21 protein-coding genes are annotated in these 17,079 nt (G+C 61.5%); 10 read left to right on the forward strand and 11 right to left on the reverse strand.

What is annotated here, in order from left to right; genetic code table 11:
* Positions 1-35: 35 nt before the first annotated feature.
* The 4 genes from KY379_RS06725 to tsaA all read left to right on the forward strand — a co-directional run bounded on the left by KY379_RS06725 (position 36) and on the right by tsaA (position 2,538).
* Positions 36-494, forward strand: coding sequence for a GNAT family N-acetyltransferase (locus KY379_RS06725; RefSeq protein ID WP_133325909.1), 459 nt, complete (start codon positions 36-38; stop codon positions 492-494).
* Positions 495-614: 120 nt separating this feature from the next.
* Entirely contained in the window at positions 615-1,325 is a 711-nt protein-coding gene (locus KY379_RS06730; protein ID WP_133325911.1) for an rRNA pseudouridine synthase, read from the forward strand.
* Between the two features lie 49 nt (positions 1,326-1,374).
* Positions 1,375-1,836 carry a DUF1456 family protein gene (locus KY379_RS06735; protein WP_133325913.1) on the forward strand — a complete coding sequence of 154 codons (462 nt, stop codon included), beginning with the start codon at positions 1,375-1,377 and terminating at the stop codon, positions 1,834-1,836.
* A gap of 6 nt (positions 1,837-1,842) precedes the next feature.
* Positions 1,843-2,538, forward strand: a complete 696-nt coding sequence (tsaA, locus tag KY379_RS06740) for a tRNA (N6-threonylcarbamoyladenosine(37)-N6)-methyltransferase TrmO (RefSeq protein WP_196172186.1) — start codon at positions 1,843-1,845, stop codon at positions 2,536-2,538.
* 66 nt (positions 2,539-2,604) lie between these two features.
* On the opposite strand, the gene fpr is transcribed toward tsaA, so the two are convergent.
* The gene (gene fpr, locus KY379_RS06745) at positions 2,605-3,384 is read right to left on the reverse strand and encodes a ferredoxin-NADP reductase (protein ID WP_023381933.1); all 780 of its coding nucleotides are present in this window, start codon (positions 3,382-3,384) and stop codon (positions 2,605-2,607) included.
* 119 nt (positions 3,385-3,503) lie between these two features.
* Here fpr and finR point away from each other — a divergent pair, with 119 nt between their 5' ends.
* Positions 3,504-4,430, forward strand: coding sequence for a LysR family transcriptional regulator FinR (gene finR, locus KY379_RS06750; protein ID WP_133325917.1), 927 nt, complete (start codon positions 3,504-3,506; stop codon positions 4,428-4,430).
* On the opposite strand, the gene KY379_RS06755 is transcribed toward finR, so the two are convergent.
* The 3 genes from KY379_RS06755 to KY379_RS06765 form a co-directional block, all read right to left on the reverse strand.
* A complete protein-coding gene (locus KY379_RS06755) occupies positions 4,427-4,789 on the reverse strand; it encodes a diacylglycerol kinase (RefSeq protein WP_133325919.1) in 363 nt (120 codons plus the stop codon). The two genes, finR and KY379_RS06755, sit on opposite strands and share 4 nt — an antisense overlap.
* 73 nt (positions 4,790-4,862) lie before the next feature.
* Positions 4,863-5,513, reverse strand: coding sequence for a response regulator transcription factor ErdR (gene erdR, locus KY379_RS06760; protein WP_133325921.1), 651 nt, complete (start codon positions 5,511-5,513; stop codon positions 4,863-4,865).
* Between the two features lie 180 nt (positions 5,514-5,693).
* Entirely contained in the window at positions 5,694-6,404 is a 711-nt protein-coding gene (locus KY379_RS06765; protein ID WP_133325923.1) for a tRNA-uridine aminocarboxypropyltransferase, read from the reverse strand.
* 218 nt (positions 6,405-6,622) lie between these two features.
* Here KY379_RS06765 and KY379_RS06770 point away from each other — a divergent pair, with 218 nt between their 5' ends.
* Positions 6,623-7,042 (forward strand): quorum-sensing-regulated virulence factor family protein, encoded by a 420-nt coding sequence (locus KY379_RS06770; RefSeq protein WP_133325925.1) that lies wholly within the window; start codon positions 6,623-6,625, stop codon positions 7,040-7,042.
* Here the strand turns inward: KY379_RS06770 and KY379_RS06775 are convergent, their stop codons facing one another.
* Entirely contained in the window at positions 7,043-7,246 is a 204-nt protein-coding gene (locus tag KY379_RS06775; RefSeq protein ID WP_133325927.1) for a hypothetical protein, read from the reverse strand.
* 279 nt (positions 7,247-7,525) lie between these two features.
* On the opposite strand from KY379_RS06775, the gene KY379_RS06780 reads away from it, so the two are divergent.
* The gene (locus tag KY379_RS06780) at positions 7,526-8,644 is read left to right on the forward strand and encodes a TIGR00730 family Rossman fold protein (RefSeq protein WP_133325929.1); all 1,119 of its coding nucleotides are present in this window, start codon (positions 7,526-7,528) and stop codon (positions 8,642-8,644) included.
* A gap of 62 nt (positions 8,645-8,706) precedes the next feature.
* Here the strand turns inward: KY379_RS06780 and recX are convergent, their stop codons facing one another.
* From recX to KY379_RS06795, 3 genes are all read right to left on the reverse strand, one after another.
* Positions 8,707-9,177 carry a recombination regulator RecX gene (gene recX, locus KY379_RS06785; RefSeq protein WP_133325931.1) on the reverse strand — a complete coding sequence of 157 codons (471 nt, stop codon included), beginning with the start codon at positions 9,175-9,177 and terminating at the stop codon, positions 8,707-8,709.
* A 10-nt stretch (positions 9,178-9,187) separates the two neighbouring features.
* Positions 9,188-10,255, reverse strand: coding sequence for a recombinase RecA (gene recA, locus KY379_RS06790; protein ID WP_196172189.1), 1,068 nt, complete (start codon positions 10,253-10,255; stop codon positions 9,188-9,190).
* A gap of 103 nt (positions 10,256-10,358) precedes the next feature.
* Positions 10,359-10,841: a CinA family protein gene (locus KY379_RS06795; RefSeq protein WP_261239508.1), complete on the reverse strand. Its 483-nt coding sequence runs from the start codon at positions 10,839-10,841 to the stop codon at positions 10,359-10,361.
* Between the two features lie 741 nt (positions 10,842-11,582).
* Between KY379_RS06795 and KY379_RS06800 the strand changes: the two genes are divergently transcribed.
* Positions 11,583-11,831 carry a hypothetical protein gene (locus tag KY379_RS06800; protein WP_261239507.1) on the forward strand — a complete coding sequence of 83 codons (249 nt, stop codon included), beginning with the start codon at positions 11,583-11,585 and terminating at the stop codon, positions 11,829-11,831.
* Positions 11,828-12,079, forward strand: coding sequence for a DUF3077 domain-containing protein (locus KY379_RS06805; protein WP_196172190.1), 252 nt, complete (start codon positions 11,828-11,830; stop codon positions 12,077-12,079). Before KY379_RS06800 ends, KY379_RS06805 begins: the two co-directional genes overlap by 4 nt.
* 127 nt (positions 12,080-12,206) lie before the next feature.
* Here KY379_RS06805 and KY379_RS06810 read toward each other — a convergent pair whose 3' ends face one another.
* The 3 genes from KY379_RS06810 to KY379_RS06820 all read right to left on the reverse strand — a co-directional run bounded on the left by KY379_RS06810 (position 12,207) and on the right by KY379_RS06820 (position 14,341).
* Complete coding sequence (locus KY379_RS06810; protein WP_261239505.1) at positions 12,207-12,755, reverse strand: glycoside hydrolase family 19 protein; 549 nt, start codon at positions 12,753-12,755, stop codon at positions 12,207-12,209.
* A 220-nt stretch (positions 12,756-12,975) separates the two neighbouring features.
* A complete protein-coding gene (locus KY379_RS06815) occupies positions 12,976-13,329 on the reverse strand; it encodes a phage holin family protein (protein ID WP_261239504.1) in 354 nt (117 codons plus the stop codon).
* Positions 13,330-13,603: 274 nt separating this feature from the next.
* On the reverse strand, positions 13,604-14,341 hold the full coding sequence (locus KY379_RS06820) for a helix-turn-helix transcriptional regulator (protein ID WP_133326577.1): 738 nt from the start codon (positions 14,339-14,341) through the stop codon (positions 13,604-13,606).
* Positions 14,342-14,486: 145 nt separating this feature from the next.
* Between KY379_RS06820 and mutS the strand changes: the two genes are divergently transcribed.
* The gene (gene mutS / locus KY379_RS06825; RefSeq protein WP_133325970.1) at positions 14,487-17,060 is read left to right on the forward strand and encodes a DNA mismatch repair protein MutS; all 2,574 of its coding nucleotides are present in this window, start codon (positions 14,487-14,489) and stop codon (positions 17,058-17,060) included.
* Positions 17,061-17,079: the final 19 nt, after the last annotated feature.

Here is a 17,079-nt window from a genome sequence, read left to right on the forward strand (position 1 = left end):
CTATGTTTGCTTTATGGCATTGGAGGAAGTTCCGCATGCACGCACTACTGACGTTGCAAACCCCGCACCCAGGCGACTTTCCCGAACTGGTGGAAGTGTGGGAGGCCTCGGTGCGCGCAACACACGATTTTCTGCCCGAGTACTACATCGTGCTGCTGCGCGAGCAGGTCCTGCGCCGCTACCTGAATGCCGTGATGTTGATCTGCTGCAAGGATGCCCACCAACGTATCTGCGGCTTCGCCGGAGTCGCCAACGGCCAGGTCGCCATGCTTTTCGTCGCACCGCAATACCGTGGGCAAGGCGTGGGCAAACGACTGCTGCGCTACGCCGTGACCGAGCTCAATGCTGAACGCTTGGACGTCAACGAGCAGAATGCCCAGGCTCTCGGGTTCTACCTGCATGAGGGGTTCGAGGTGGTGGGGCGCTCGGAGACCGACGGTCTGGGTCAGCCGTACCCATTGCTGCACATGCGTCGAAGGCGTACCTACGCCTAGGACCGGCGTCGGCGATGCCGTGCAATATCTTGCAAATGGCGTAATTGCCATCGATTCCCGTCACCTTGTGTGAGCAGACAGGTACAATGCAGGTCTCTTCCTGTCTTGTGAATCGCTGTCATGTCCGAACCGGTGCGCTTGTCCAAACGCCTTATCGAGCAACTCGGCTGCTCACGCCGCGAAGCCGAGCTGTATATCGAAGGCGGTTGGGTCACAGTCGATGGCGTGGTGGTCGAGCAACCGCAGTTCAAGGTCGATACCCAGCGTATCGAGTTGCTGCCTGGCGCCCGCGCCGAAGCCCTGGAACCAGTGACCCTGCTCCTGCACCAGGCAGCGGGCGTGGACAGCGAAACTGCGCGCGCCAGCCTGAACATGACCAACCTCAGCGAGGCCCACCGCGAAGGTGTGCGCCCGTTGCACGGACACTTCTCCCGGCTCACCTGCGTGGCACCGCTGGAGCGCGGCGCCAGCGGCCTGCAGTTGTTCACTCAGGACTGGCGGGTCAGCCGCAAGCTCGACGCTGACATGCGGCGCATGGAGCAGGAATACATCATCGAAGTGCGCGGTCAAACGACCCCTCAGGCTCTCGAGCGCTTGGCCCGCGGGGCTACGCGCAATGATCGGGAGTTGCCCAAGGCCAAGGCCAGCTGGCAGAACGAGACCCACCTGCGCGTGGCCTTGAAGAACCCACAGCCCGGTCAGATCGCCGAACTGTGCGCCTATCTGCGCCTGGAGGTCGTTGGCATGCGCCGCATTCGTCTGGGTGGCGTGCCCATGGGCAAACTGCCGATGGGTCAGTGGCGCTACGTCGCCAGCACCGAACGTTTCTAAGCAATGCCGCCGTGCCTGGAGGCGCGGCTCTGAACAGGATCCGAGTCACATGAACCACAACGATGTCCTGCGCAGCCTGCGCTACATGCTCAAGGTGAACGACGCCAAGATGGCCGAGATCATCGCGCTGTCCGGCCTCGAGGTTAATCCGGTGGTTCTTGCCACCTACCTGAAGAAGGAAGACGAGGCAGGCTTCGTGCGCTGCCCGGAACGGGTCATGGCGCACTTTCTCGACGGCCTGGTGATCCATCGCCGCGGCAAGGATGACAGCCGTGCGCCGCAGCCAGTCGAGCTGCCGGTGACCAACAACACCATACTCAAGAAGCTGCGAGTCGCCTTCGAGCTCAAGGAAGACGACCTCCATGCGATCCTGAAGTCAGTGAACTTTCCTGTGTCCAAGCCAGAGCTCAGTGCCCTGTTCCGCAAAGCTGGGCATGACAACTACCGCCCCTGCGGCGATCAGTTGCTGCGCAACTTCCTCAAGGGCCTGACCCTGCGCGTGCGTGGCTGAACGAGCATGCAGCATTCGGTTTCAGCGGTCGGCATCGTGCGCTCCTGCTTCAAGGAGAAGTTCGCCATTCCACGCCAGCCGCACCTGGCGCCTGCGGCCCGCGGGGTAGTGGAACTGATACCGCCTTTCGACCAGGGCGACGCGGTCGCCGGTCTCGAGCAGGTCAGCCACATCTGGATTCTGTTCCTGTTCCACCAGGCCCTGGAGGATAAACCCAGGCTCAAGGTGCGCCCGCCACGGCTGGGTGGCAACAAAAGCATGGGGGTGTTCGCCACCCGCGCTACCCACCGCCCCAACGGTATCGGCCAGTCGGTGGTACGCCTGGAAGGTGTCGAACCCGGACGCCTGCGGCTCTCGGGCATCGACCTGCTCGATGGCACCCCAGTCCTCGACATCAAGCCCTACGTGCCCTATGCCGACAGCGTCGGCGATGCGCGCAACCAGATGGCCAGCGAAGCCCCGCCGTCGATTGCCGTGCAGTGGCACGACAATGCCCTGCCCCAGGCTCGCGCACATGCCTTGCGCCTGTCTGAACCGCTGGTAGAGCTGATCGAGCAGTGCCTGGCCCAGGACCCGCGACCGGCTTATCAGGTGCCGTCGCCAGAGCGGGTGTATGGCGTGAAGTTCTGGGATGTGCAGGTCAGGTGGCATTATCCGCAGGCGGATTTGATCCGCATACTGGAAGTGGTCCGCGAACGCTGAAAGCAGAAGTCGATGAGCATAAAAAACGCAGACCAAGGTCTGCGTTTTTTCGTCACGGCGTTCGTCTTACTTCTCGACGAAAGCGCGCTCGATCAGGTAGTCACCTGGCTCACGCATGCGCGGAGAGATCTTCAAGCCAAAGCTGTCCAGCACTTCGCTGGTTTCATCGAGCATGCTCGGGCTGCCGCAGATCATGGCGCGGTCGTCCTGGGGGTTGATCGGTGGCAGGCCGATGTCGCTGAACAGCTTACCGCTGCGCATCAGGTCGGTCAGACGACCCTGGTTCTCGAACGGCTCACGGGTCACGGTCGGGTAGTAGATCAGCTTGTCGCGTACCGCCTCGCCGAAGAACTCGTTCTGCGGCAGGTGCTCGGTAATGAACTCGCGGTAGGCCACTTCGTTCACGTAGCGCACGCCGTGGACCAGGATGACCTTCTCGAAACGCTCGTAGGTTTCCGGGTCCTGGATGACGCTCATGAACGGCGCCAGACCGGTACCGGTGCTCAACAGGTACAGGTGCTTGCCTGGGTTCAGATCGTCCAGTACCAGGGTACCGGTCGGCTTTTTGCTGATGATGATCTCATCGCCTTCCTTCAGGTGCTGCAGCTGAGAGGTCAGCGGGCCGTCCGGGACCTTGATGCTGAAGAACTCCAGGTGCTCTTCCCAGTTCGGCGAAGCGATGGAGTAGGCGCGCATGAGCGGACGGCCGTTGTCTTGTTGCAGGCCGATCATCACGAACTGACCGTTCTCGAAGCGCAGGCCCGGATCGCGGGTGCACTTGAAGCTGAACAGGGTGTCGTTCCAGTGGTGCACACTGAGGACACGTTCGTGGTTCATGTTGCTCATCTAGGGGGGCTCCTGAAGAAAAACGCAGCGCGCGAGACGCGCAGTTGCGCGATAGTTTAGGGGCAGCGACAATATCTGTTAACTGAATTATCAAGATATGTGTTATCGGTTATATCGATATGCGATTCACTCTCCGTCAACTGCAGGTTTTCGTCGCCGTCGCCCAGCACCAGAGCGTGTCGCGCGCTGCCAGCGTGTTGGCGCTCTCACAATCGGCCGCCAGCACCTCGATCACCGAACTCGAGCGCCAATCGAGCTGCCAGCTGTTCGACCGCGCCGGCAAACGCCTGGCGCTCAACGCCCTGGGCCATCAACTGCTGCCCCAGGCCGTGGCGCTGCTCGACCAGGCCAAGGAAATCGAAGACCTGCTCAACGGTAAGTCCGGTTTCGGCTCGCTGGCGGTCGGCGCGACCCTGACCATCGGCAACTACCTAGCCACCCTGCTGATCGGCAGCTTCATGCAGGTGCACCCGGAAAGCCAGGTGAAGCTGCATGTGCAGAACACGGCGCATATCGTGCAACAGGTGGCCCACTATGAAATTGACCTGGGTCTGATCGAAGGCGATTGCAACCACCCCGACCTCGAAGTGCAGCCTTGGGTCGAAGACGAACTGGTGGTGTTCTGCGCGCCGCAGCACCCATTGGCCACGATTGGCCGCGCCGATGTCGAAACCTTGTCGCATGAAGCGTGGATCCTGCGTGAACAGGGTTCAGGCACGCGGCTGACCTTCGACCAAGCCATGCGCCATCACCGCGCCAACCTGAATATCCGCCTGGAACTGGAACACACCGAGGCCATCAAGCGTGCGGTGGAGTCCGGTCTGGGCATTGGCTGCATTTCGCGCCTGGCCCTGCGCGATGCGTTCCGCCGCGGCAGCTTGGTGCCGGTCGAAACCCCAGAACTGGACCTGATGCGCCAGTTCTATTTCATCTGGCATAAACAGAAGTACCAAACCTCGGCAATGCGCGAGTTTCTCGAGCTCTGCCGCAACTTCACTGCGGGCTTTACCCGCAGTGACGAAATCGTGCTGCCGCCGATCGCTTAGAGCAGGATCACCGCCCAGACCAGGGCGACCATGGTCAACGCTACGAACTGCGCGGCGCTGCCCATGTCCTTGGCATTTTTCGACAAGGGATGACGCTCCAGCGAGATGCGATCGATAGCCGCCTCCACTGCCGAATTGAACAGCTCCACGATCAGGCCCAACAAGCACACCGCGATCATGATGGCTCGCTCGGCACGGCTCACCGACAGCCAGAACGCCAAGGGAATCAGCACCACGTTGAGCAATACCAGCTGGCGAAACGCCGCCTCCCCTTTGTAGGCCGCGCGCAGACCGTCCAGCGAATAGCCGGCCGCGTTGAGAATGCGCTTGAGGCCCGTCTTGCCCTTGAATGGCGACATATGCGTCCCTTCACCGATAAAAGGCCCGCAGCCTAGTTGGGCTGGGGTCAAAAAAGCGTGAATTGGCAGCGACTTAGTTGCTGGCAACCGATTCCAGTTGTTGCAACAGCAGCGCCGCCTGGGTTCGAGTACGCACACCCAATTTGCGGAAGATCGCCGTCACGTGGGCCTTGATGGTCGCTTCGGAGACATTCAGCTCGTAGGCGATCTGCTTGTTCAGCAACCCTTCACAGACCATGGTCAACACGCGGAACTGCTGCGGGGTAAGGCTGGCCAGACCTTCGCTGGCGGCCTTGGCCTCGGCCGAGACATCGACTTTTTCGAACGCCTGGGGTGGCCACCAGACTTCGCCATCGAGCACTTTTCTCACCGCATCCTGTATCACTTCGAGGCCGCTGGATTTGGGGATGAAGCCGCTGGCACCAAACTCACGCGACTTGACCACCACGGCCGCTTCTTCCTGGGCCGAAACCATCACCACCGGGATCTGCGGATACTGTCCGCGCAACAGGACCAACCCGGAGAAGCCATAGGCTCCCGGCATGTTGAGATCCAGCAGGACCAGGTCCCAATCGGATTTTTCACTCAGACGGGTTTCCAGTTCGGCGATGCTCGCCACTTCAACCAGTCGTACATCCGCGCCCAGGCCGAGGGTAACGGCCTGGCGCAATGCGCTACGAAACAACGGGTGGTCGTCGGCAATCAGGATTTCGTATGTGGCCATCGATCTATGGATCCTGTTCTGTGCCAGGCGCGGGCGGGGTAGGTCAGGCGCCTGGCGGGGAATCGGCACCAAGGATGCCGAGCGCGGCTGGCGATGGTCAAGCCAAACGCCCCGCCGAACCCGCCACCCTGGCCGCCAGCCCCGACATTATGAACCAGTCTGGGGCATCTGCCCCTTGGACTATAGGAAGGTATGCAAACGCTGGTGCGCCGCGTCCTGCTCATCCAGCGGCAGGTGCCGTTTGGCACTCAGGTAATGCAGGCTGAACACATCCAGGTAGGCGTCCAGCGCCTGGGAGGCGCGCGCATCGCCGGCCAGTTCCAGGCACATCGCCGCGACCTCGGCAGTGCAGAAGTGATCATCGCGTTTGGAACGGCGCAAGCGATAGCGCGACATCTGCTCGGCTTCCAGACTCAGCACCGGGAAGCGGTCCAGGTACGGACTCTTGCGAAACATCTTGCGCGCTTCGGTCCAGGTCGCGTCGAGCAGAATGAACAACGGCCGCTTGCCCGGTTCACGCACCACCTCGGTCACCACGCGCTCCTGGGCTACGAACTCGCCAGGAAACACGATATAGGGCTGCCATTGGGGCTGTTCGAGCAGGGCCAGCAACTGTCCGTCGACCGAGGTGCGCAGCCAGCCGAACGCCGAGGTGTCCTCGACCAGGTCGGCGATCAGCCAGCCGGTGTTGGTCGGTTTCAATGGCTCGGTGTCATGCATCAGCAGGCATACACCCGAATCGGCCTGTACCTTGGGCTTCCATTTGCACAGGCAATGGCTGGCGATGACCCGGCAATCCGGGCAACGGACAGCACGCGAGCCGCGGGCGATGAAGGGTTTGATGCTGCGGGCCAGGCGCTCGGCGCGCAGCCGCGCTACGGCGTGGCTCATGCTGGCGAGCCTTTGAAGGAGGAAATGAACACTGCGGTAACTCGGAGTAGACAGAGCGCCAGTCTATCAGAATGACCATGTTTTGCCCGTGCAAGGGCTCCCCTGCGCCCTTATAATCCGCCCTTTGCCGGCCAACACATCCCCGCGCCAGCAGGGTTTCATGGAACGCCGCCTGCCGGCGCATGTCAAAGCGCCAGTCAACGAACCAGGAGAGATTCATGCTGCGTCTTATCGTCCCGACCCTGAGCCTGCTGCTGGCCCTGCCGCTGGCAGCCCAGGCCGCCTCCAAGCAGGATTACGACCTCAACAAAATGCTGCAGAAGGTCGCCAAGGAGAGCAGCGTCGGCACGCCGCGTGCCATCAATGAAGACATCCTCGACCAAGGCTACACGGTCGAGGGCAAGGCGCTGGTCAATCACCTGAGCGTACGTGCCGAGCACGCCGAGCGCATGCAGGCGAACCCTGAGCAGGTGCGTAGCCAGCTGGGCGACAGCGTATGCCGCAACAATGGTTACCGTAACCTGATGTCCAAGGGCGCAGTCATGGTCTATCGCTTCAGCGTCTACAAGACCAACCAGCCGGTCATGGACCAAGCTTTCGATGCAGCCAGTTGCACGGCCGGCAACAAGAGAAAGTAACTAGCTCGGCTGATCCTCATGGGCGCGCCGCGAATCCTCATCGGCGCGCATCTCCGCCAGCATCGCCTGCAGGTAGCGAGACTGGCATTCAAGCAGCCCCAACCTGCGCCGACACTCGGCCTCCAGACTCACATGATGTACCTGAGCTGCATGTTCCAGCTGCTGATACAGCTGCCGGTCTACCTCGATGACCAAGCGATGCATAGGCCACCTCCCCGTCTTCAGCACCTTCGCCATCTCAGTTAACCAAAGCCCTGGGCCCTGTGGCCATGTGCCGACGAGTGGCCACGGTCAATCCGCTTCGGCACGATCAGGGCCGAGGGTCTAGATTGATAGCGAACGCCCAAGAAAAACGAGATGGACTTTTGCGACCTGCAGCACGGCCTTGCAGGCCCACTGCAATGCTCGGGTGGCATGCTCGAGCCACGGCAGCCCGTGACACACGAAGTGTCCAAGAGGTTTTGCTGCAGAAGGAGACGTTGAATGCCTTACCTACCAAATGAACGCCTGTCCAGTTACTTCACAGAAAACGGCATCGACCTGCACCACATCGACGAACAACTCCAGCAGGTGGCTTCCAACAGCCCGAACCTGCCCCTGTACCGCGACATGATACTGACCATCCTGCGCATGGCCCATGACGACAGCGACCGCTGGAGCGCAAAGATCACCCTGCAGGCCCTGCGTGAACTCGACCATTCCTTCCGTACCCTGCAGCGCTACAAGGGCCGTCGCAAGGTTACCGTGTTCGGCTCGGCACGCACGCCACTGGAGCATCCCATGTACGCTCTGGCCCGCGAACTCGGCGCAACCCTGGCTCGCTCCGATCTGATGGTCATTACGGGCGGCGGCGGCGGGATCATGGCGGCGGCCCACGAAGGGGCTGGCAGCGACCATAGTCTGGGTTTCAACATCACCCTGCCCTTCGAGCAACACGCCAATGCCACGGTGGACGGCACCGACAAGCTGCTGTCCTTCCATTTCTTCTTCATTCGCAAGCTGTTTTTCGTCAAGGAAGCCGATGCGCTGGTGCTGTGCCCGGGCGGTTTCGGCACACTCGATGAAGCCCTGGAAGTACTGACACTGATCCAGACCGGCAAGAGCCCCCTGGTGCCGGTGGTATTGCTCGACTCGCCCGGAGGATCGTTCTGGCGCGATTGCCTGGATTTTATTACCCGCCAGTTGGAAGAGAATCGCTATATTCTGCCCACCGACCTCAAGCTGGTGCGCCTGGTACACAGTGCCGACGAAGCGGTGGAGGAAATCAATCAGTTCTACAGCAACTATCACTCCAGTCGCTGGCTGAAGAATCAGTTCGTGATCCGCATGCACCATGCACTGAGCGAAGCAGCGCTATACGACATCCAGGAAGGCTTCGCCGACCTGCGCCTGAGTGGCAAGTATCATCAGCAAGGGGACGGTGGTTTTGAACACGAGGTCGGTGATTTCAGTCACTTGACGAGGCTGACCTTCGCTTTCAATGGTCGTGACCAAGGCAGGCTGCGCGAACTGGTGGACTTCATCAACTTGCCGGAAAACTGGGCCAAGCCACAACCTATGCATACCACACAGCGTGCGCGGGAAGCGTTGAAAGCCAGCTAAAGGACTCAGGGCTCCATCAAGACAAACGACCTCATCGCCGGCAAACCGGCGATGAGGCCATCTCAGTAATCGTCCAGATCTCGCCCGTTGAGCAGACGGCCGATCATGTCCATGGGAAAGCCACGGTAGGCAAGAAACCGCGTCTGCTGGGCGCGACTACGAGGATCATGAGGGCGCTGCCCGGCGAACTTGCGTTGCCACGTGTCCCTGAGTAGCGCTGCCCAGTCCACTTCGCTTTCACGCAGTGCCTGGTCGACGTCGCCACGGTTGAGGCCACGCTGGCCCAATTCCTCGCGGATACGGGCAGGGCCGTAGCCGGAATTGGAGCGGTAACGGATGAAGCTTTCGAGATAGCGGGCTTCACTGAGCAGCCCTTCTTCGGCAAGCCGATCGAGCGCAGGCTCGATCAGCTCATCGGATGCGCCGCGCTGACGCAACTTGCGCGTCAGCTCGACTCGACCATGCTCGCGGCGCGCGAGGAGGTCCATGGCTGCCCGGCGGACCGCGACGGGATTGTCGAGTACGACGGACATACGCGTCTAATTAGTAGCCAGCGTCGGCGTCGGCTACATCGTCAGCGTTGGCATCGGCGGCGGCAGCCTTGCCAGCAGCGGCAACGGCACCCGAATTGAGCAGCTTGTCGCGGATCTGCTTCTCGATTTCGTTGCCGATGGCCGGGTTCTCTTGCAGGTACTTGGCAGCGTTCGCCTTGCCCTGGCCGATCTTGTTGCCTTGGTAGCTGTACCAGGCACCGGATTTTTCCACCAGCCCTTGGGCAACACCCAGGTCGATGATTTCACCGTTGCGGTAGATACCTTTACCGTAAAGGATCTGGAACTCGGCCTGACGGAACGGCGGCGAGACCTTGTTCTTGACGATCTTGACGCGGGTTTCGCTACCGACCACCTCGTCGCCTTCCTTGACCGCGCCAGTACGGCGGATGTCCAGGCGCACCGAAGCGTAGAACTTCAGGGCGTTACCACCGGTGGTAGTCTCCGGGCTACCGAACATGACGCCGATCTTCATACGGATCTGGTTGATGAAGATGACCAGGCAGTTGGCGTTCTTGATGTTACCGGTGATCTTGCGCAGCGCCTGGGACATCAGACGAGCCTGCAGACCCACATGCATGTCGCCCATCTCGCCTTCGATCTCGGCCTTGGGTACCAGGGCCGCCACGGAGTCGACGATGATCACGTCAACGGCGTTGGAGCGCACCAGCATGTCGGTGATTTCCAGAGCCTGTTCACCGGTGTCCGGCTGCGAGACCAGCAGGTCGTCGACGTTGACGCCCAGCTTGCCAGCGTACTCCGGATCGAGGGCGTGCTCGGCGTCGACGAAGGCACAGGTGGCGCCGTTTTTCTGGGCTTCGGCGATGACCGACAGCGTCAGCGTGGTTTTACCCGACGATTCCGGGCCGTAGATCTCGACGATACGGCCTTTTGGCAGGCCGCCGATGCCAAGGGCGATGTCCAGGCCCAGCGAGCCGGTGGAAATGGCCGGGATGGCCGAACGCTCGTGGTCGCCCATGCGCATGACCGCGCCCTTGCCGAATTGGCGTTCGATCTGACCCAGGGCCGCAGCCAAGGCGCGCTTCTTGTTGTCGTCCATTGAAATCCTCACGTGTTCGACTTGGCCCTGACGGCCGGAATACCTGTATAAGTAGCCAGTATTATTCCACAGGCGAGCGCCGAGGCAAACCCCTGTCGTCGATTTACTCGGCACCGAGCTGTAACAAGCCGTCTAACGCGGCGATTACCGTCTGTCGACGCACTGCTTCGCGGTCGCCGTCGAAGTGCCGGCGTTCGCTGCTGACATGGTCGCCATCGGCCCAAGCCAGCCATACGGTGCCCACTGGCTTGTCGGGCGATCCGCCGTCAGGCCCGGCCACGCCGCTCACCGCAACGGCAAAGCGTGCGCCGGTGGCGGCCTGGGCGCCACGGGCCATGGCCTCGACCACTTCCTGGCTGACTGCGCCGACTTGGCCGAACAGGGTCTCGGGGACGTTCAGTTGGCGGGTTTTCTGGCTGTTGGAGTAGGTGATGTAACCGGCCTCGAACCAGGCCGAGCTGCCCGGCACACGGGTGATGGCCTCGGCGATGCCGCCGCCGGTGCAGGATTCGGCGGTGGTGACATGGGCGTTGAGGCGTTGCAGATGTTCGCCCAGGCGGGTGGCGAGAACGGTGATCGGGTCCATGGGTGGAGTCCTTGGGGGGATGGGGTACGGTAGCATTTGGGGTGTGCGATTGAGAAATGTAGCGGCGCCCGAACTGTGGTTCGCGAGGTGTGCACTTGAGAGGTGCAGCGCCACTGAAATCGAGCGCCGCCCGCGCGGCGCTTCGCGGGACAAGCCCGCTCCCACAGTTTGTTGCAACGAACCTATGTCTGATAGGTCATGGTTGTCAGCCTGGTGGGCCCGGCGCGATATTTGTGTTGGCGCAGGGCTCACCACGATATTCGGTGGTGCCGCCAAAGGCGAACAACCCCGGCCTGACAGACATAGGTTCGTTGCAACAAACTGTGGGAGCGGGCTTGTCCCGCGAAGCGCCGCGCGGGCGGCGCTCGATTTCGGCAGCGCTACATTTCTCAAGCGCACACCCTGAACCACCGCCGCTCCGTAAGAAGATTCCGAACCTGGATCCCAATACTTCAGTGGCACAACCATATCGAACTATCCTACGCCCTGTGTCGGATGTCATCTGATAGGCGGGGAAGCACCCCAGGGATAAGGTCACGGTTCGCCCATATGGCGAGCGGCTGTGAGAAGCCGACGTTGCCCCTTACTGCTGTGGCTTTCTGTCATGGTAGCCGTGCGCGTGCAGACTTCGGTCTAGCCGCGAACTCGGGGCGCGGACTTCTCACCTCGCGTACGGCTGCCACCCAAACCGTGAGAAGTGCTTGGTGGCGGTTTTTTGGACCAACCCCGCGGACGATCACCATGAAAAAAATCATCCCTCCCCCCACTGACCTCAATTCCCCTCGCTACACATTTCCACCCTACCTCCCCCGCGAAAAAGCCCTGCTCTACGCAACCAAGCTCATGAAAAGCCTCACCAAAACCAGCAACGACTACCTGAACGCCGAAACCGATGAAGCCGCCACGTCCGCCCTCGACGAACTGGCGATGCGCACCGACCTGTTGGCAGCGGTATTCACCCACCTCCAAAAACTGGAGCGTGCGCGATGAAAACCACGCTCGGCTCCCGCACCACCGCAGGCCAGACCAACTTCTCCGAGCTATACGCCATCCGCCCGGGAATTCCCCTCGATCATGCCTTCTCCGAACTCTCCGCCCTGCTAGGCTGCATCGAGCACCTGACCGAGGAAGCCGAAATGGAAAGCAATCTGATCGCCGGCAGTGCAGCGCGCATCCTCAGCGCCATGGCCAAGGCACTGATCAATGACATGGAGGTAGGTTTCAATTGCGTTGATTGATCGAACTAGGCGCCGCACCGACGGCTCAATCGCCGACAAGCCAGTGCCGACCAAAACGGTTCGACGCAACCGGGAGCCAGCTTGTCGGCAAAGCCATGCGCAAACCAGCATCAATAAACGATGGGTCTCAGCACAAAACCTCCTGAGCCCTCTTCCACAGCTTCAGGCGCTCATCCAAACCATTGAGCCCACCATTGATAAGGCGGGTGATGCGTTTGAACTCGCCTTGGTCCGCCAGCGCATTGAGGCCCCTTGACTGCCAGAACCAAGCCGCCGATTCGCAGGCCCAGCGCGGTTGTTCGAGTAGTTGCGGCTGTTCCAGCAGACGCTCGTCGCCAAAAAGCGCACGGCTGCAAGCCTGGTAGTTGTTACGCCCGGTGACCTGGATCAAACCCCGCCCGCGATAACGCTGCCCATCGCCATCAGCCTGTGGCGTGTTGCCCAGGCGCTGCGCCAGGCTACCGGTATCATAACGGGCCAGGTACTCGTCGCTGCCCAGTTCGCGCACATAACGGAGCTGGCCGGATTCATGACCCACCTGAGCGAGAAAAGCCGCCACTCGCCCCGGCTTGTCGATCTCCCAGCGCGACATGCTGGCATTGAGCGCCGGCAGGAAAACACCCACGACAGATCGGGCATTGGGCAGTATCTGCAGCAGTTGTGATTCGTTGAGCATCCTTGTTTATCTCCTCCGATGGATCAGTGGTCAGCGCCGCTCGGCGCTACTCACGGCTTGCACCTCGCCCGCCTTTCCACCGATGCAGCGCAGCGTGGTACGCGCCAGCCAGACGCGGCGAAAGCGTGTTCCACGAGTCGACCAGCTATGGGACATCGAACCCAGCGGCAAAGCCTTCCCCGGTAACCAACCTCCGTCACCTGCAACGAGGTGAGACCGTTCATCGGTCACGCGGCGCCTCCTCTTCAGACCGCTCCTCCACATGCAACCCAAGGCGTTTGAACGCCCAACGCTCATAGATACCCATGGCAACGTCTGCCCCAGCGACAGCTGTCAGACAGCCGATAGCACTGGCACTCCAGATGGAAAGGCCCAAGGCATAGAGCAGCATCACAGCAGAAACGCCACAGATCACGCAGGCCCCTGAGCGCAATGCCAGGCGGCGCAACAACGACCATCCCTTAACGCCTGCCTTATCTGCGCGCCACATCTCGCCGCTCAGTCCGCCTAGCAATGCCAACCCGATTACCACCCATAGCGGCATCTCCAGTACTGCTTGGGGTTCGTTCATCATTGTTCTATCTCCTCTCTGCAGCCTGCTCTAGACACCGGCGAACGGCGGGACACAAACATGCTTCCGGTAATCGACGATGCCGTGTGTAACAACAGGTGTACGGCCGGCCCAAACTCACATTATGCATCAATGCATAATTGGTCAACGAGTAAAAGGTCATTTCGACGCACGATAAATTGCGAAAATGCATACACACGCCCTGCGTCGCTTGCCCTTAGTGGATTTTCTGGAGGCAAAAAAAAACCGCCGAAGCGGTTTTTTCAGGAAGCCGGGGTCAACGTGCGTACATGCCCCACCAGAACACATGCCCGAGCAAACTGATCTGCTCATCCTGCATCTGCTGGAAGCTGTAGTCCTCGTCGGGATGTTCGTCGCGGTTGAAGCTACGCAGGCGGATGCCAGTGGGCAGGCGGTACACCTGCTTCACACGCAACTGCCCGTTGTGGTTGATGGCGTAGAGATCGCCATCGATGATGTCGCCGATCGAGCACTTGCCGGTGTTCACCCCGACCGTGGCCCCATCGCGCAGCACCGGGAGCATGCTGTTACCCCGCACGGTGACGCATTTGGCGTGGTCGAACTGCACGCCATTATGGCGCAGGCTGCGCTTGCCGAAACGCAAGCGGGCGCGTTCGCTCTCCTCGATGACAAATCTTCCTGATCCGGCTGCCAATTCGACCTCACGAAGGAAAGGCACACTGACCTCGTCGTCCTCGACGGGGGTTTCATCGTCCCACAAGCTGATGTCGCTCAGTTGCGCATGCCCATGCACCGGCCTGGCCTGTTCACGCGTTTCGCCCAGTTCGGCGCGACCGCGCAGTTGATCGGTGCTCACACCGAAATACTCGGCGATTTTCGACACGTGTTTGTCGGAGGGGTCGACGATCTTGCCACTGAGAATCCGTGACAGAGTCGATTGCGGGACGCCCGTGCGCCGGTGCAGCTCCGTCGGGGACAGGCCGTGGCGATCGAGCAGTGCTCTGAGTACGGTTGCTACGTTGCGCTTTTGCATAACGTGCATCATGCAAGCGAACCTCAAGAAATGCAACCATGCATGAATAGGTGATGGGCCGCCGCTCCGTGCCCCTTTGCAGGGAAATCCCTGTAGAATGCGCGGTTCGCAAAATGCCAACCAGATGACCGCTGTAAGGCCCTGAATGTCTGATCTATCCGCACACACCCCGATGATGCAGCAATACTGGAAGCTGAAAAACCAGCATCCAGACCAGCTGATGTTCTACCGCATGGGCGATTTCTACGAGATCTTCTACGAAGATGCGAAGAAAGCCGCAAAACTGCTGGACATCACCCTGACCGCCCGCGGGCAATCGGCGGGCCAGTCGATCCCGATGTGCGGCATCCCATTCCATTCGGTCGAAGGCTACCTGGCCAAGCTGGTCAAGCTCGGCGAATCGGTGGTCATCTGCGAACAGATTGGCGACCCGGCTACCAGCAAGGGTCCGGTGGAGCGCCAGGTGGTGCGTATCATCACCCCTGGCACGGTCAGCGACGAAGCCCTGCTCGACGAGCGCCGCGACAACCTGATCGCCGCCCTGCTGGGTGACGAGCGCCTGTTCGGCCTGGCCGTGCTGGACATCACCAGCGGCAACTTCAGCGTGCAAGAGATAAAAGGCTGGGAAAACCTCCTGGCCGAGCTCGAACGCCTCAACCCGGTCGAGCTGCTGATCCCTGACGACTGGCCCCAGGGCCTGCCCGCGGAAAAGCGCCCAGGTGCGCGCCGTCGTGCGCCGTGGGACTTCGACCGTGACTCGGCGCGCAAGAGTCTGTGTCAGCAGTTCGCCACCCAGGACCTCAAGGGCTTCGGCTGCGACAAGCTGACCCTGGCCATCGGCGCCGCGGGTTGTCTGCTGACCTACGCCAAGGAAACCCAACGTACTGCCCTTCCGCATCTGCGCAGCCTGCGCCACGAGCGCATGGACGATACGGTGATCCTCGACGGCGCCAGCCGGCGCAACCTGGAGCTGGACATCAATCTGGCCGGTGGCCGCGACAACACCTTGCAGTCGGTGATCGACCGCTGCCAGACTGCCATGGCCAGCCGCCTGCTGACCCGCTGGCTGAACCGTCCGCTGCGCGACCTCAAGGTCCTGCAGGCGCGCCAGCAGTCGATCCGTTGCCTGCTCGACGGCTACCGCTTCGAGAAACTGCAACCGCAGCTCAAGGAAATCGGCGATATCGAGCGGATCCTCGCCCGTATCGGCCTGCGCAACGCCCGCCCGCGTGACCTGGCGCGCCTGCGCGATGCCCTCGGGGCGCTGCCGGAGCTGCAGAACGCCATGGCCGAGCTGGAGGCGCCGCACCTGGCACGCCTGGCCGCGATCACCGGCACCTACCCGGAACTGGCCAGCCTGCTGGAACGGGCGATCATCGACAACCCGCCCGCTGTGATCCGTGACGGCGGCGTACTCAAGACCGGTTACGACACTGAGCTCGACGAGCTGCTGGCCATGAGCGAGAACGCCGGCCAGTTCCTCATCGACCTGGAAGCCCGGGAGAAGGCCCGCACGGGCCTGGCCAACCTCAAGGTCGGCTACAACCGCGTGCATGGCTACTATATCGAGCTGCCGACCAAGCAGGCCGAACAGGCGCCGGGCGACTACATCCGTCGCCAGACCCTCAAGGGTGCCGAGCGCTTCATCACTCCGGAGCTCAAGGCTTTCGAGGACAAGGCCCTGTCGGCCAAGAGCCGCGCCCTGGCCCGCGAGAAGATGCTCTACGACGCGCTGCTGGAAAACCTCATCGGCCACCTGGCGCCGCTGCAAGACAGCGCCGCCGCCCTGGCCGAGCTGGACGTGCTCAGCAACCTGGCCGAGCGCGCGCTGAACCTCGACCTGAACTGCCCGACATTCGTCGACGAGCCTTGCCTGCGCATCGACCAAGGTCGCCATCCTGTCGTCGAGCAAGTGCTGACCACGCCGTTCGTGGCCAACGACCTGAGCCTGGACGACAGCACTCGCATGTTGATCATCACCGGCCCGAACATGGGCGGTAAGTCGACCTACATGCGTCAGACCGCGTTGATCGTGTTGATGGCCCATATCGGCAGCTTCGTGCCGGCGGCCCGTTGCGAATTGTCGCTGGTCGACCGCATCTTCACCCGCATCGGTTCCAGCGATGACCTGGCCGGCGGTCGTTCGACCTTCATGGTCGAGATGAGCGAAACCGCCAATATCCTGCACAATGCCACCGACCGCAGCCTGGTGCTGATGGACGAGGTCGGTCGCGGCACCAGCACCTTCGACGGCCTGTCGCTGGCCTGGGCCGCTGCCGAGCGCCTGGCCCAACTGCGCGCCTACACACTGTTCGCCACCCACTACTTCGAACTGACGGTATTGCCCGAAAGCGAACCATTGGTGGCCAACGTGCACCTGAACGCGACCGAGCACAATGAGCGGATCGTCTTCCTGCACCACGTGCTGCCCGGCCCTGCCAGCCAGAGCTATGGTCTGGCTGTGGCGCAACTGGCCGGCGTGCCGGCGCCAGTCATCCAGCGTGCCCGCGAACACCTGGGCCGGCTGGAAACCAGCAGCTTGCCGCATGAGGCCCCGGTGGCCAAGAAAGCCGCCGATGCCCCAAGCGTGCCGCACCAGAGCGACCTGTTCGCCAGCCTGCCTCACCCAGCCATCGAGAAGCTGGGCAAGCTGGCGCTGGACGACATGACCCCGCGTCAAGCTATCGAAACGCTATATCAACTAAAGAACCTGTTATAACGGCGCCCACAACAAGCTG

Source organism: Pseudomonas sp. HD6422, from assembly GCF_025377065.1.
Classification (GTDB): domain Bacteria; phylum Pseudomonadota; class Gammaproteobacteria; order Pseudomonadales; family Pseudomonadaceae; genus Aquipseudomonas; species Aquipseudomonas putida_U.

What these genes read in the sequence shown, in the direction of transcription:
- KY379_RS06800 (WP_261239507.1), top strand. Translation starts at nt 11,583, where the DNA reads ATGAAAAAAATCATCCCTCCCCCCACTGACCTCAATTCCCCTCGCTAC.
- recX (WP_133325931.1), bottom strand. Translation starts at nt 9,177, where the DNA reads ATGTCCGTCGTACTCGACAATCCCGTCGCGGTCCGCCGGGCAGCCATG.
- recA (WP_196172189.1), bottom strand. Translation starts at nt 10,255, where the DNA reads ATGGACGACAACAAGAAGCGCGCCTTGGCTGCGGCCCTGGGTCAGATC.
- KY379_RS06795 (WP_261239508.1), bottom strand. Translation starts at nt 10,841, where the DNA reads ATGGACCCGATCACCGTTCTCGCCACCCGCCTGGGCGAACATCTGCAA.
- KY379_RS06780 (WP_133325929.1), top strand. Translation starts at nt 7,526, where the DNA reads ATGCCTTACCTACCAAATGAACGCCTGTCCAGTTACTTCACAGAAAAC.
- KY379_RS06805 (WP_196172190.1), top strand. Translation starts at nt 11,828, where the DNA reads ATGAAAACCACGCTCGGCTCCCGCACCACCGCAGGCCAGACCAACTTC.
- KY379_RS06810 (WP_261239505.1), bottom strand. Translation starts at nt 12,755, where the DNA reads ATGCTCAACGAATCACAACTGCTGCAGATACTGCCCAATGCCCGATCT.
- erdR (WP_133325921.1), bottom strand. Translation starts at nt 5,513, where the DNA reads ATGGCCACATACGAAATCCTGATTGCCGACGACCACCCGTTGTTTCGT.
- KY379_RS06815 (WP_261239504.1), bottom strand. Translation starts at nt 13,329, where the DNA reads ATGATGAACGAACCCCAAGCAGTACTGGAGATGCCGCTATGGGTGGTA.
- KY379_RS06770 (WP_133325925.1), top strand. Translation starts at nt 6,623, where the DNA reads ATGCTGCGTCTTATCGTCCCGACCCTGAGCCTGCTGCTGGCCCTGCCG.
- KY379_RS06765 (WP_133325923.1), bottom strand. Translation starts at nt 6,404, where the DNA reads ATGAGCCACGCCGTAGCGCGGCTGCGCGCCGAGCGCCTGGCCCGCAGC.
- fpr (WP_023381933.1), bottom strand. Translation starts at nt 3,384, where the DNA reads ATGAGCAACATGAACCACGAACGTGTCCTCAGTGTGCACCACTGGAAC.
- KY379_RS06775 (WP_133325927.1), bottom strand. Translation starts at nt 7,246, where the DNA reads ATGCATCGCTTGGTCATCGAGGTAGACCGGCAGCTGTATCAGCAGCTG.
- KY379_RS06820 (WP_133326577.1), bottom strand. Translation starts at nt 14,341, where the DNA reads ATGCAAAAGCGCAACGTAGCAACCGTACTCAGAGCACTGCTCGATCGC.
- mutS (WP_133325970.1), top strand. Translation starts at nt 14,487, where the DNA reads ATGTCTGATCTATCCGCACACACCCCGATGATGCAGCAATACTGGAAG.
- KY379_RS06725 (WP_133325909.1), top strand. Translation starts at nt 36, where the DNA reads ATGCACGCACTACTGACGTTGCAAACCCCGCACCCAGGCGACTTTCCC.
- KY379_RS06730 (WP_133325911.1), top strand. Translation starts at nt 615, where the DNA reads ATGTCCGAACCGGTGCGCTTGTCCAAACGCCTTATCGAGCAACTCGGC.
- tsaA (WP_196172186.1), top strand. Translation starts at nt 1,843, where the DNA reads ATGCAGCATTCGGTTTCAGCGGTCGGCATCGTGCGCTCCTGCTTCAAG.
- finR (WP_133325917.1), top strand. Translation starts at nt 3,504, where the DNA reads ATGCGATTCACTCTCCGTCAACTGCAGGTTTTCGTCGCCGTCGCCCAG.
- KY379_RS06755 (WP_133325919.1), bottom strand. Translation starts at nt 4,789, where the DNA reads ATGTCGCCATTCAAGGGCAAGACGGGCCTCAAGCGCATTCTCAACGCG.
- KY379_RS06735 (WP_133325913.1), top strand. Translation starts at nt 1,375, where the DNA reads ATGAACCACAACGATGTCCTGCGCAGCCTGCGCTACATGCTCAAGGTG.